The sequence below is a fragment of the Rhodomicrobium sp. genome, assembly GCF_047605405.1.
Lineage (GTDB): Bacteria > Pseudomonadota > Alphaproteobacteria > Rhizobiales > Rhodomicrobiaceae > Rhodomicrobium > Rhodomicrobium lacus.
Genome location: NZ_JASGFR010000060.1, coordinates 1 through 13,357, shown reverse-complemented (window position 1 = coordinate 13,357; position 13,357 = coordinate 1). Strand labels below are relative to the sequence as shown.

8 protein-coding genes are annotated in these 13,357 nt (G+C 61.5%); 4 read left to right on the top strand and 4 right to left on the bottom strand.

Annotated elements, in window-relative coordinates; all coding sequences use genetic code 11:
• Positions 1 to 1,890: 1,890 nt before the first annotated feature.
• Entirely contained in the window at positions 1,891 to 3,084 is a 1,194-nt protein-coding gene (locus tag QM659_RS16230) for a glycosyltransferase (protein WP_415189223.1), read from the bottom strand.
• Between the two features lie 559 nt (positions 3,085 to 3,643).
• On the opposite strand from QM659_RS16230, the gene QM659_RS16225 reads away from it, so the two are divergent.
• Complete coding sequence (locus QM659_RS16225; protein WP_415189222.1) at positions 3,644 to 5,266, top strand: methyltransferase domain-containing protein; 1,623 nt, start codon at positions 3,644 to 3,646, stop codon at positions 5,264 to 5,266.
• Positions 5,267 to 5,424: 158 nt separating this feature from the next.
• On the opposite strand, the gene QM659_RS16220 is transcribed toward QM659_RS16225, so the two are convergent.
• The 3 genes from QM659_RS16220 to QM659_RS16210 form a co-directional block, all read right to left on the bottom strand.
• Positions 5,425 to 6,618 (bottom strand): cytochrome-c peroxidase, encoded by a 1,194-nt coding sequence (locus QM659_RS16220; protein ID WP_415153319.1) that lies wholly within the window; start codon positions 6,616 to 6,618, stop codon positions 5,425 to 5,427.
• Between the two features lies 1 nt (position 6,619).
• Positions 6,620 to 7,156, bottom strand: coding sequence for a hypothetical protein (locus QM659_RS16215; RefSeq protein ID WP_415189221.1), 537 nt, complete (start codon positions 7,154 to 7,156; stop codon positions 6,620 to 6,622).
• Between the two features lie 97 nt (positions 7,157 to 7,253).
• A complete protein-coding gene (locus QM659_RS16210) occupies positions 7,254 to 9,608 on the bottom strand; it encodes a TonB-dependent receptor plug domain-containing protein (RefSeq protein WP_415153321.1) in 2,355 nt (784 codons plus the stop codon).
• Between the two features lie 556 nt (positions 9,609 to 10,164).
• Between QM659_RS16210 and adh the strand changes: the two genes are divergently transcribed.
• From adh to pedF, 3 genes are all read left to right on the top strand, one after another.
• Positions 10,165 to 11,685 carry an aldehyde dehydrogenase gene (gene adh, locus QM659_RS16205; RefSeq protein ID WP_415153323.1) on the top strand — a complete coding sequence of 507 codons (1,521 nt, stop codon included), beginning with the start codon at positions 10,165 to 10,167 and terminating at the stop codon, positions 11,683 to 11,685.
• Positions 11,686 to 11,885: 200 nt separating this feature from the next.
• Positions 11,886 to 12,653, top strand: a complete 768-nt coding sequence (locus QM659_RS16200) for a cache domain-containing protein (RefSeq protein WP_415153322.1) — start codon at positions 11,886 to 11,888, stop codon at positions 12,651 to 12,653.
• Positions 12,654 to 12,834: 181 nt separating this feature from the next.
• Positions 12,835 to 13,257 carry a cytochrome c-550 PedF gene (pedF, locus tag QM659_RS16195; protein WP_127079921.1) on the top strand — a complete coding sequence of 141 codons (423 nt, stop codon included), beginning with the start codon at positions 12,835 to 12,837 and terminating at the stop codon, positions 13,255 to 13,257.
• Positions 13,258 to 13,357: the final 100 nt, after the last annotated feature.

Genomic DNA, 13,357 nt, shown 5'->3' with positions numbered 1-13,357 from the left:
CCGGTAGCACCTGTGGCACCCGTAGCACCTGTGGCTCCCGTTGCACCCGTCGCGCCGGTGGCACCTGTGGCACCCGTAGCACCCGTAGCGCCCGTTGCGCCGGTATCACCCGTAGCTCCAGTTGCACCGGTTGCGCCGGTAGCACCTGTGGCTCCCGTTGCACCCGTCGCGCCCGTGGCACCGGTTGCGCCCGTTGCACCGGCATCGCCGGTAGCACCTGTGGCACCCGTTGCGCCTGTGGCACCGGTTGCACCCGTTGCGCCGGTATCACCCGTGGCTCCAGTTGCACCGGTAGCGCCGGTGGCACCTGTTGCACCCGTGGCTCCAGTTGCGCCGGTAGCGCCTGTGGCACCGGTAGCACCGGTAGCGCCGGTATCACCCGTGGCTCCAGTTGCGCCGGTAGCGCCAGTTGCACCCGTAGCACCGGTTGCGCCCGTTGCACCGGCATCGCCGGTAGCACCTGTGGCACCCGTTGCACCCGTTGCACCGGTAGCCCCTGTGGCTCCGGTTGCGCCGGTATCACCCGTCGCGCCGGTAGCGCCAGTTGCACCCGTAGCACCTGTGGCACCCGTAGCGCCTGTTGCACCGGTATCACCCGTAGCTCCAGTTGCACCGGTTGCGCCTGTAGCACCCGTGTTTCCGGTCGCTCCGGTGGCACCCGTTGGGCCGGTGTCGCCCGTGGGACCCGTGTTTCCGGTTGCTCCGGTGGCGCCCGTGGGACCGGTGTCGCCTGTGGGACCCGTGGCACCGGTTGCTCCTGTAGCACCCGTTGCACCGGAGTCGCCTGTGGGACCCGTGGCACCGGTTGCACCTGTAGCACCCGTTGCACCGGTGTCGCCCGTGGGACCCGTGGCTCCAGTTGCACCTGTCGCACCCGTGGCACCTGTGGCACCGGTGTCGCCCGTTGCACCCGTAGCACCGGTAGCACCGGTGTCGCCCGTAGCGCCCGTGGCGCCGGTTACGCCGGTGTCCAGAAGCGTAACGTCGAATTGCCCGCTTATTGCGGGATTTCCTTGTGTTTGGGCTGTCCCGAGCTGATTGAACACGAAGACGTTGGCTGCGGTGCCTCCCGTTGGGAGAGCAACGATGACCTTATACTGTGACGTGAGGAGAGTGCCCGTCGCCAAATCAACGGCGGCGTTTGTAACTGTTGTACTACCAAGCAGTGTAAAATTTTCACCGTCAAAGTAGTAAACGTACTCTGTAGTGCCGAGTATGTCTCGACCAGAGACTTCTATCAATTGATCTGCCATCACCTTCACCTTCTGTTGAATTGTGCGCAACCAATACGTATTTTGGCGCGAACAATATAGGCGTGTCGATTACTGACGATGACATCAATAATACTGCTTAGTTGTATTTGTATGAATAACGCTACCTTGGATAGAAAAATAATATGCTGTGTGGGGCGCAGAAAAGCCTAGGAATTGCAACTTTCATCCTCTGGAAGCTGTACCAGCTGAACCTGGTTGCCGCCGCGGCCGGCTCACTGGGCTTGGCTGGCTCGGGAAGGGGGACTGTTTACAGGAGCACTCGGCCACAACCGGATCCGGGGCGCGCTGTCATGGCCGGCGAGCCGTGAGACGTCGAAAGCGATCGACCCTGCGGCAGAACCTGCTGAAACGTTGCGCAAGCATGACTGGAAAGGCGGGCGCTGCTTCCGATGTCCGGGGCAGTGGTGATGCCCTGATCCTCGTCGGCCCTTGCGTACCGACAGACAGCCGGCAACTCTGGACAGTCGACTTACCGGGCGGCTCGGATCTACTCGAAGCGGGGGAGGGCGGATTGCTCACGCGACTGCAGTCAAAAAGAACGATTGGACTGCAGTCGCGGCTAGGTGACGAAGAACCCGAGTTGGTTGCCGTTGCATCGCATCGGCAACCACGGCGCTTACACTTTCTGGAGGTTCGCTTCCTGTATCTTCTCGCGAGCGAACTGGGCGTTGCGCTCGATGCGCTCCCGGTAGCCCTCGGGCAACTCCTTCAATTGAAGCAGCTTCTCGTTTGCTTCCAGGGACTCGGAATAATGGCCGGCCCAATAGGCCAGGACCGAGTATTCATCGAGCATGCCGTATGTATAAACCGAAGGCTCGACGAAAAGGGCCGCCCCTTCTGGCTTCTTGATGTCGATCCCCTGACGGGCGATCATGTAGCCTTGGTGGAACTTGTTGTTCACGCGGCAGTACCTCGCCGCCGCATGCAGCGATTCGGCGCGAGTCGGGCAGACGTTGAATGCGCGCAGATAGGTGGTGAGAATGTCGGCTTCACTGTGGCCGAGTTCTTCCATGAGCCGTCCTGCGGACAGGAGCGCGATGAAAACTTCCTGCTCCCAGAACCCCAATTCCGCCCGCTTCAGATAATTGGTGAGCGACTTGGCCTTTTCTCCGGCCGAGCGATAACTTTGCGCCAGATAGAAGGTGTAGCGAGAAATCAGGAACGGGTCGCGCTCTGACACGAGCGTCCGTTCCAGAAGCTCCGCGTCGTGGAGATATTTGAGAGGGTTCTTGTTGCGGGCGCTATCGTAGAACGTCCGATTGTGAAAGCCCTTTATTATAACCCCCCAGGTGCAATGTTTGCCGGGCGATTCAAGAAATTCGTGCAGGACGCCGCGATATCTGAACCCGACGTTGTTCCTGAACAAGATGGGACGCTGATTGATGATCCCGCCATTGAAGGTCGGAACCTGATAGAAATCGCGATCGAGGGAGCGCTTGAAGCCCTCGAGGTCGACGCCTTCCTCGATTTCGAGAGCTTCGTCCGCATCGATCATCAGGCAGTAATCTATGTCTTTGTATTTGCGAAGCTCGGTCAGCGCGAACGTTCTGTTCCATGCGAAATCGCGCCACGGCTCTTCGATGACGACGCCTCTGATGTTGTTGTCTTTCAGAAACTTGCGGATGACATCCTGAGTGCCATCGGTCGAACCGGTATCGACGACAAGAATGAAGTCGACAAGGCGCGTCGCGCTTGCAAGACAACGCTCGATGCAGTGCGCCTCGTTTTTGGCGATCAGGCAGAGCCCGATTGTCTTCAAGGTTGCCTGGGATTCGGAAGCAGTTCCGAACTGTGTTTGTTGTCTTCTCAACGTATCCTCCTGCCGGATTTGAAACCACTTCATGCGCGCTCTGGCTTTGTGCCGTCTTGGTACGAACGGTGAGTGGAACCGCCAGCGTGAAATCACTGGACAAATCCCGTAAGCAATTGGCGACAGCCGACGCCGCTCGAAGTGGGCGTTTTGCAACAGACGCAATTTGATCTTGAAGGCCGTGGGGCCGTGCTGACGAAGCAACTCTGAGCGGTACTGACTACGCCGCTTCTACCATAGATAGGATGTAGAAAAGGTAAACCACCTAAAATTGCAAATTATTGGTCCGGCAGGGTTGGCGCAAGTATCAATAAAACCCAGTATCAACTCAGGTTGAGGGTTTGGCCAATACTGCGATTAAACCTGGTGGCGCGATAGGTTGAGTAAATTCGAGCTGCCGTTGCGAACCACAAGGGTCGACTCTGCGTCTCTACTCTTGCATTATAGGCCCGTTCCGGAGGATGCGGCTTGGCGCTGCAAGCTTGGGATGGGGTTGGACTGATATTCAGGTAATAGCCCGACGCGCTGATCGGGAGGCAAGAAATCAGGTTCCAAAGCCATGACCATCAACGTGACTACCAGCTCCATCCTGCCAACCCGCGTGAATCTCGGCTCGGGCAAGGACTATCGGGCCGACTTTTTCAATATCGACATCGACAACAGCTGGTCGCCCGATGCGGTGGTAGACCTGGCAAGCTTCGATCTGGATGCTGGCGGGGTAACGGTGCAGACGCACAGGTTCGGCGACGTGCGGCTGCGGCCGGGCACTTTCGACACCATCATCGCCAATGATGTGCTCGAACATGTGCCGAACCTTGTCAGGCTGATGACCAATTGCCTGAAGCTGCTCAAGGTTGGCGGGGTGTTCGAGATCAATGTGCCCTACGATCTCTCATACGGCGCATGGCAGGATCCGACCCACGTGCGGGCCTTCAATGAGCGCAGCTGGCTCTATTATACGGACTGGTTCTGGTATCTCGGGTGGAGCGACGCGCGGTTCGTTGTCGAGCGGATGACCTTTGTTCCGAGCGCAGCCGCCGCGCCGCTGGCAAGCACCGTGCCCATGGCCGAGCTTCAGCGCATGCCCCGCATGATCGATGCGATGTCGGTGTCGCTTCGAAAGGTCGAACTGACGGCAGCGGACCGGAATGTCTGGGAGAATTGGCGTGAGCGCAAGCGGTTGGCACAAAGCCGCTGGTCGGCGCCCGTGCCAACCCCGCCAGCAGCCCCATCGGCGGCGGCGCCCGCCTCGCCGGTCGCGGCAGCAACACCGTCGCCGGTGACGCCCGCGCAAGCGGAGATTATCCCGCAAGCGTTCGCCGGCGGATGGGCAGCGCATCGCGACCGCCATTGCTTATGGGTCGTCACGCCAGAGGGCTACAAACATCACCAGACCTTCGACGAATTCGCGCTCGGTCTCAGCGAGGCATTCGCGGAACTGGGCGGGTCGTGTCCCATCGTTCGCGATCCCCTCTTGTTTAACGGACGCATCCCAATCGTCCTTGGCACACATCTCCTCCGGCACGCGTCCAGCGTGACCATTCCAGCCGACAGCATCCTCGTCAATTTCGAACAGGTCGTCACTGGCGGCGGCTGGATCAATGAGGGCTATCTGTCACTGCTGCGGCGCTTCCCGGTCCTCGACTATTCGATACGGAACCGGAAGGCCTTGATCGAGCAAGGGATTACAAATGCCGGGCTGCTGGGGATCGGCTACTCGCCCGGACTCGCCCGGATTCCGAACACCCCGGAAAAGGATATCGACGTGCTGTTCTACGGGTCGCTGAATCCCCGGCGAAAGAGCATTCTTGAGGCCTTGCGCGACAGAGGGCTGAAGACCGTGCATTTGTTCGGCGCCTATGGGGCCGAGCGCGATGCGGTCATCGCGCGGGCAAAGCTGGTGCTGAACCTTCACTTCTATGAAAGCGCCATTTTCGAGGTGGTGCGGGTCTCCTACCTTCTCGCTAACGGCGTATGTGTCGTCAGCGAGGGAGAGAAGGGCGATCCGGATATCGCTCCGTTCGAAGGCGGGCTCGTGGTGTGCGGCTATGAGGAGATCGTCGATAGCTGCACCGCGCTCATCGCCGATGACGCATCCCGCATAGCTCTCGGCGTGCGAGGGCGGGACATCATGATGGCGCGTCGCCAATCCGATTTGCTCAAGGCGGTCTTCGGAGACTGAACTGCCCCGCGCGACGAGCATGGTCGATCGAGATCGCAAGCATCCGCGGTAGCGCCTCGTAGTCGGGCGACACTGCGGTCGGGGGTGATGGCGCAGTGATCGGAGAACCTCGATTGCGCACCCCATCCCCGCCAGAAGAAAGCGAAACCGGAAGGCGGCTAACGGATCTGCCTGCTATCCGTCAGCGTTTTCAGGAAAGCCGTCAGCGCGTCTATGTCGCGGTCATCCAGCCTGCCGATAGACGCGAGTTCGCCACGCGCTATGTTGGCCGGAACCTCCGGCTCGCCAAATCCGGCCCCCTCGCGGCCCGCCCGTTCAGCCGCAAACGGGTCGGAAAATCGCTGATGGAATAGAAGGACAGTTCTCAAATCCTCGAAAATGCCGTTGTGCATGAAGGGCCCGGTAACAGCGACGTTGCGCAGGGAAGGTGTCTTGAAACGTCCCTCGAACCGGGGATCGGCGGCGACGGCACCGCCCGCAGCAAGTCCCTTGTCGACGAAGCCCGGCGCGGCGCCGTTTGCCGCGCGCACCGTGCGGTTCACCGGCACGCCGAGATTGTAATAACGAAAGTTCGAGAACACCTCGCGTTCGGCAGGCTTGCGGTCGCTGCTCATATGGCAGGCCGCGCAGTTTCCGCGCTCCCGCGAAAAGAACAGATCGCGGCCAGCGGTCTCCTGTTCCGAGAGAACGGCTTCGCCGCGTCGCGCCCGGTCGTATTTCGAGCTGAACGGCGACATCGCGGGCGAGCGTTCGAACGCAGCGATTGCAGCCGTCATGGCCGCGAAGGCGCGCTCGTCATCATCGAAAACCGTCTCGCCGAACAGAGCGCGAAACGCCGACACATGGGCGGAATTCTCCTTCAGTCTGCCGACCACGCTCGCCTTGTCCGGCATACCCATCTCGATGGGGTTCAAAGGCGGTCCGCCCGCCTGATCTTCGAGCGTCGCCGCGCGACCATCCCAGAACAGACCCCCGACCGGCTCGCCGTTTGCGTCGAGGTGGAAGGCCGGCGCGAACGCGGCATAAGCCGCGGACGGAGCGTTACGGTCCCCGAGCGAGCGGCCGTCCGCCCCGCGAGAGACCGCGCCCGCAACCACGCCAAGCTCGCGCGGGTCCGTGAAGGCGAGATCCGGCGAATGGCAGCTCACGCAGTTTTGCCGCCGGTTGAAGGACAGGTTGCGGTCGGCGAACAGCGCGCCGCCGAGTTTTTCAAGCTGAGCCGAGCGGGTGAGGGCGGCGCGGGGCGCGCGGCTATCGTGAATGACGACACCCGCGAAGAGGGCAGCCGCACTGAACAGAGCGAGCGCGCTCGCTCCAACACGAAAGACCTTCCTCCGCCCGCTCGCGCTCATGCTAGTCCTGCGCCTCGCGGATTGCGACCTTCACCGTCTCGACGTCGGATCCGGCTACCATGATCGTGACTGGCCCCGCCGAAAGCTCGAAGCGCACGCTCTTGCGCACAATCGGACATTCTCCGCGGCCGGTGAAGGCTACGGTTTCCGCCGATTTGCCGTCCTGTATCACGTCGATCCAGGCGTGCTTGGAGAGCGTCACCTGATAGACGGCCTTCTTCGGCAGGGCCTTGATCGTGAAGAAGCCGGAAAAGCTGTCGTCCGCAAGTGCGCCTGCCTTGATGCTTGGCTTCACCGGAAAGCTCGTCTCTTTTGTCGGTGTCAGCTTGAGGGCGACAGCTTTCGCGGGCGCCTCGGCAATCTCGCCGCCGGATTTTACGGTGCCAGCATCGGGCGCCTGCATCCAGCCGAGTTCGGTCGCGAGCGGCCAGTTGAAGCCTTCGCACGGCCCGTCCTCGGCAATGGCGGGGCCGCACAGCAGCGACGCCGCGAGCGCGAAAGCGGCAGCCTTCGCGGGTCTTGTTTTCCGGAAATCCATGATGCGTTCCTTCATGCTTTGCGGCGGCGTGAAGCCGCTCGCGGAAAGGGGTATCGGAGGACCGCGCGGGGTTGCGGCCCTCCGAACTTGCTCGCGCTCAGAACTTGATGCGCATGCCCGCCGTGAAGCTGCGACCCGGCTCAGGATAGCCATCGGCAAGCGAGTAGTTCTCGTCGGTGAGGTTGCGCGCGGTTAACTGGAGCGTCGCGCCGGGCCGGAACTCGTACTCCGCCGAGAAGTTGGCGATGGTGTACGCCCCGATCTGGTAGTACAGCGACCCGGCGGAATTCGATGTCCAGCGCGTGCTTGCCATTTCGACGTTTGGCGTCAGCGTGACGCCGTCGAACGGACTCCATTTCACATAGGCGATGCCTTTCGCGTCCGGCACGTCGGTGAGATGGAAGGTGGCGACATTGGTGTTGTTGGATATGTCGCGGCTGATAAGCGTCACATTGCCGCCAACCGAAAGGCTTTTCGTCAGGCTCACGTCCGCCGAGCCCTCCCAGCCGTAGAACTCGCCGTCTCCGACGTTCTGGAACTGGGTTTTTCCGTTGTTCGTGCCGCCAACGATCGTCACATTCTGGATGACGTTCGAAACGTCGCTATAGAAAACGGCCGTTGAGACATTGGCGCGGCCGAACAGCTTGCCCGCCCAGCCGATTTCGTAGTTCGTCGCCTCTTCGGGGGAAAGGCCGGGATTCGAAACAGCGGTGCTGAAACGCGAACTGAAGCGCTCGAACAGCGTGGGGAAACGCGTGCGATGTGAAACGCTTGCGTAAACCTTCGCGTCATCGGAATAGCGGTAGATCGCCGCCGTCTGCCAATTCCAGGCATCGCTGTCCGCGAGCTGGTAATTGATGATACCCGTCGACTGCGTCCAGTCCTGCGCCTTCGAAAGCTCACGCCAATCATAGCTGCCGCCCGTGACCACGTCGATGCGGGACGTCGCGTGGAACGTGTTTTCGAGCGCCACCGAGTAGGTGTCCTCGATGGACTGCTGATTGGGTTCGAGGCATGGCGCGGTCTGACCGGTCGGGCAGCCGCTGTTGACATAGTTCCGGTTGCGCTCGTTATGTTCGTCCTGCCGATAATGGAACGCGGCTTTCACGGTGTCCCAATTGGTGATGTCGGTGCCGGCATCAACCGAACCGCCATAGGCGACGTCGCGATAGTAGCTGCGGAACGCATACCCCTTGGACTGCGTGGTCATCGTCGCATCGTCGTAGGAGAACAGGTCGTTGTCGAAGGTGTTGTAGTAAAGCTTTGTGTTCACATAGGACGACTGGCCAAGCCGCGTCGTCGTATGCGAGTAGACGCTGTCGATGTTCCATGCGGGCCAGTCCCAATAGCGCTGGCTTCCGATCGCGTTGACGGTGTGGAACGGGGCGCCCTTCGAGCCTTCCTGCTTGATATAGCTGATCGCATATTCATCGGTCGCGTTCGGCGTGATGCCCGCCTTGACGTTGATGCGCCAGTCGTTCGCCTCGGAGTTGTTGCGCCAACCGCCGTCTTCGCTTGCCGCGTTCTGCGGCTTGAAGTCGTCGGAGAGCTTCCAGCCTTTCGAGTCGAGGATCGAGCCGGACGCCGTCAGGTAGTAATATTTCTGTTTCGTGCCGACATAGCCCGACGTGCGGAAGCCGCTGTAGGAGCCGTCGCCCGCGAAGGTGAAGGTCTGCGCGATCTCGGCTTCCAGCTCCTTGGTCGGGCGCCGCGTCACGAGATTGATCGCGCCGCCGAGCGCGCCGGGGCCGTCGAGCACGGACGCGTAGCCCTTGGCGATCTGGATTTCGGCAATCTCGGAGCCCGTGAGAAAGCGCCCGTAATCGAGCCGGTTGTCTGCGGGAAGATAAACGCGCACGCCGTCGATGGTCAGCGGCACCTGATAGCGATCGAAGCCGCGCACGAAGAGCAGCCGCTCGTTGCGCGTGCCGCCGGAGTTCGAATCCGAAACACCGGGAGCGAGCGCGGCGGCCTGATCGAGCGTCGGTTTCTGGAACGTCCAGGTCTGCTCGTTGGTGACGACCGTGCCGCCCATGAGATTGATGCCGCCGAGGCTGAAAATGCCAGCCGCCGAAGACCCGCCTGTTCCGTTGCCGCCTGTGCCCTGAGCGATTTCGTCGCCGGAAGCGCCTGTTGCGGGCGTCGCCTGGTTCTCACGACGCGCTTGCGGCGCGGAAGCCGGCGTCACCGTCTTCGGCTGGTATACCACCACCGGCGGAAGCGTCGAAGCCTCCTCCGAGGCGCCCTGCGCCTCCTGCGCCAGCGACGGGGCCGTCAGCGTCATGTTGAGCGCAAGACCGAGTGCCGCAGCAATCAGCGTCCCTTGCGAAATGGCACCGGCCAGCCCAAGGCTGTCCGCGTTTGCCGAACAGGCATGTGCGCGAACAGCCGAACCCGTTGCGGGAGCGCCGGCCAGACTGCCGTGCGCCCGCTCGTAGCGGGAAATAGTCATGAATGTTGCCCCTAACCCCAGGTTATCCGATCTGGGCCCCCCCGGCGTGAACGCCGTGCCCAAGGCCCAGGATGATATATTAGAGACAATACAGCTCAGGGGAACACCAAGTTGTCACAGTTATATCACCGTGTGTATAACTGTGACGAAATTGCAGCATGTGCCTAATGCGTCGCCAGATGGTCGGGGCAGGGGGGCGAGTTGGGTATGCCAGAGCGGCAGCGAGCGGGATCTCGGCGCACGTGTACGCGTCGCGGAGCGGGAGCGCGTGGCGGGTTTCGCCGATGCGTGGGGCGATCCGGTCGCCAGGTTCGAGGCGCAAGGCATACCGGGCTCACCGCACGGCTCGCGGTCGCTCGACGCGGCCGGTCCGGCGTGTTCTGCATGAGCTGTCCCGTTCTGGTACAGTGTAACGAAATGCCACAGCGCAGCGAGACGGCCGAGAAGTCCCGAATTTACGATATTTCAACAGCTTGGCAGTTTGGCACGCTCTCTGCGTTTAAGCGCCGCAGCAGGGGCGCTCGATCGTCCCGGCCTCGAAAACAGGGAGGACATCATGCTTTATGCCGCGCCCGGCACGCCCGGAGCCATCGTCACCTTCAAGGAGCGCTACGACAATTTCATCGGCGGCGAATGGCGCGCGCCGCTCGGCGGCCAGTATTTTGAAAGCATCACGCCGATCACCGGCAAGCCCTTCGCGCAGGTCGCCCGTTCGCAGGCCGAAGACATCGAACTCGCGCTCGATGCCGCACATGCTGCCGCAGAGAGATGGGGCCATACGTCCGTTGCCGAGCGCGCGCTCGTTCTGAACCGCATCGCCGACCGCATGGAGCAGAACCTCGAAAAGCTGGCCTATGCCGAAAGCGTCGACAACGGCAAGCCGATCCGCGAAACCCTCGCCGCCGACATTCCGCTCGCCATCGATCACTTCCGCTATTTCGCGTCGTGCATCCGCGCACAGGAAGGCACGCTCGGCCAGGTGGATGAGACGACCGTCGCCTATCACTTCCATGAACCGCTCGGCGTCGTCGGCCAGATCATCCCGTGGAACTTCCCCATCCTGATGGCTGCGTGGAAGCTCGCGCCCGCGATCGCCGCCGGCAACTGCGTCGTGCTGAAGCCCGCCGAACAGACGCCCGTCGGCATTCTTGTCCTCGCTGAAATCATCGGCGACCTGCTGCCGAAGGGTGTGCTCAACATCGTGAACGGCTTCGGCCTCGAAGCAGGCAAGCCGCTGGCGTCGAGCCCCCGCATCGCCAAGATCGCGTTCACGGGCGAGACGTCGACCGGCCGCCTTATCATGCAGTACGCCAGCCAGAACCTCATCCCGGTCACGCTCGAACTCGGCGGCAAGTCTCCGAACATCTTTTTCGACGACGTTGCCGCCGCCGATGACGAGTTCTTCGACAAGGCCATCGAGGGCTTCGTGATGTTCGCGCTGAACCAGGGCGAAGTCTGCACCTGCCCCAGCCGCGCCCTTGTGCAGGAAAGTCTGCGCGACCGGTTCATCGACCGCGCGCTTGCTCGCGTCGCCTCCATCAAGCAGGGCAATCCGCTCGACACCGACACGATGATCGGCGCGCAAGCCTCGCAGGAGCAACTCGAAAAGATCCTGTCGTATATCGACATCGGCAAGCAGGAAGGTGCGCAATGCCTTATCGGCGGCGAGCGCGCTCATCTTGGCGGCGAACTCGACGCGGGCTTCTACGTCCGGCCGACCGTGTTCGAGGGCAACAACAGCATGCGCATCTTCCAGGAGGAGATCTTCGGCCCGGTTGTGGCCCTGACCACCTTCAAGGATGAGGCGGAGGCGTTGCATCTTGCCAACGACACCGTCTACGGCCTCGGCGCGGGCGTGTGGACGCGCGACGGCAACCGCGCCTACCGCTTCGGACGCGGCATCAAGGCAGGCCGTGTGTGGACGAACTGCTATCATCTCTACCCCGCGCACGCGGCGTTCGGCGGTTACAAGCAGTCCGGCATCGGCCGCGAAACCCATCACATGATGCTCGACCACTATCAGCAGACGAAGAACCTGCTCGTCAGCTACAGCCCCAAGGCGCTCGGCTTCTTCTGATAAAGCCCGCGACCCGCGCCGCTTCGCTTCGATTTTCAAATCCCTGACGGAGCGGCGTTTGCTGATCGGCAAATCGGCCTTTGGGACGGCTTCGGCCGCCCAAGGCAATCGATGATGCGCGTGCATCAATTGAATAGTCGGCTCCCTACGATGAACGCCGACTGGTGCCTGAACGGGTTTCTGGGGGATAGCAAAAGCAGATGAGACGTCAAAGCAGTGCGATTCTGGCGATCGTCGGCGTTCTCGTATCCGCGAATGTCGCGGGGGCGGAAACGGTAGAGGAAATCGCCGGACGGCAGGTGTTTCACCGCTGCCAGGCTTGCCATTCAGTTGATCCGGGCAAGCTCGGCTTCGGGCCGAATTTGCACGGAATTGTGGGGCGGCCGGCCGCGTCGCTTCCGACATTCGTTTATTCCGACGGCCTGAAGGCATCCGGCCTGGTCTGGAACGAGGAAACGCTGAGGAAGTGGATCTCAGACAACACGAAACTCGTTCCGGGCACCCGGATGCGCCATGTCGCAATCACCGACCGGGCGGAGCAGGATTACCTGCTGGCATATCTGAAGGCACAGTCCGACAATATGGGGCCTGCACAGGCTCAGGTTCTTCTCGATCGCGCTGTCGCCCTGCTTGAGCGCGAAGGACCGCAGCGGGCCTTCGCCGCCTTCAACGACCGGAACAACGGCGGCTTTATCGCTCGGGAACTCTACGTCTTCGTCTTCGACATGAAGGGGCGATACATGGCCTCGGGTGCAAATCCGGCGCTGACCGGCACGGATGCACTTTCGATGCAAGACGCCGAGGGCAAGGAACTGGTTCGCGAGATGATCAATATCGCCCAGTCAGCAGGGTCAGGCGAGGTGGATTACGTCTGGCTCAATCGTGCCGAGAACAAGGTGGAGCACAAGCGTTCGTTCATCCGCCGAGTAGGCGATTACATCGTAGGCGTCGGCTACTACCTCAACTGATGGCGATGATCGCCTTTCAAGTGACCGTCAAGCGCGACGCGACACGCGTGTTTGCGTGCCCCGTTACTTCGCTATACGGCACATTGAACGGTATTCGCCCAGTCTGTAGCGCAGCCGCAGCCATATACTTCCTAGCATCGACCTCATAACACGCGATTGTATCTGCGAGAGCCCTGACACGATGAAAACGCTGAAGACGATCCTGAGCGGTGCCGCACTTCTCCTCGCGGCCGCGACAGGCACAGCACTAGCGCATGGAGACATGGCTCCTCAGCCAGTCGACACAAAGGACCTGCCAAAACTCGGCGAGGCGTGGCTGCCGGAAAATCCCTATCGCGGCAATACGAAAGCCATCGAGATCGGCGCCGCCGCCTTCAATCAGAACTGCGCCCGCTGCCATGGTCTTGGAGCGGTTTCAGGGGGTATTGCCCCGGACTTGCGCTACCTTCCCACCGGGCTGGACGGCGATGAGTGGTTTCTGACCCGTATTCGCGGTGGCTCGACCCGCGATGGCCGTGTTTATATGCCGAAATTCGAGGGTATCCTCAGTCAGGAAGCCATGTGGAGCATCCGGGCATGGCTGGAGACGGTTCACGAGGAGTAGTCGAAGCTGCTCTGCGTCGTGAGTACGCCGAAATCGTGCTATATTTCAGAGAGATGGGGGGGGGGCGGGGGGGGGGGGGGGGGGGGGGGGGGGGGGGGGG

Excerpts from the sequence above, each read along its gene's own strand:
- QM659_RS16225 (WP_415189222.1), top strand. The coding sequence starts at position 3,644 with ATGACCATCAACGTGACTACCAGCTCCATCCTGCCAACCCGCGTGAAT.
- QM659_RS16220 (WP_415153319.1), bottom strand. The coding sequence starts at position 6,618 with ATGAGCGCGAGCGGGCGGAGGAAGGTCTTTCGTGTTGGAGCGAGCGCG.
- QM659_RS16215 (WP_415189221.1), bottom strand. The coding sequence starts at position 7,156 with ATGGATTTCCGGAAAACAAGACCCGCGAAGGCTGCCGCTTTCGCGCTC.
- QM659_RS16210 (WP_415153321.1), bottom strand. The coding sequence starts at position 9,608 with ATGACTATTTCCCGCTACGAGCGGGCGCACGGCAGTCTGGCCGGCGCT.
- adh (WP_415153323.1), top strand. The coding sequence starts at position 10,165 with ATGCTTTATGCCGCGCCCGGCACGCCCGGAGCCATCGTCACCTTCAAG.
- QM659_RS16200 (WP_415153322.1), top strand. The coding sequence starts at position 11,886 with ATGAGACGTCAAAGCAGTGCGATTCTGGCGATCGTCGGCGTTCTCGTA.
- pedF (WP_127079921.1), top strand. The coding sequence starts at position 12,835 with ATGAAAACGCTGAAGACGATCCTGAGCGGTGCCGCACTTCTCCTCGCG.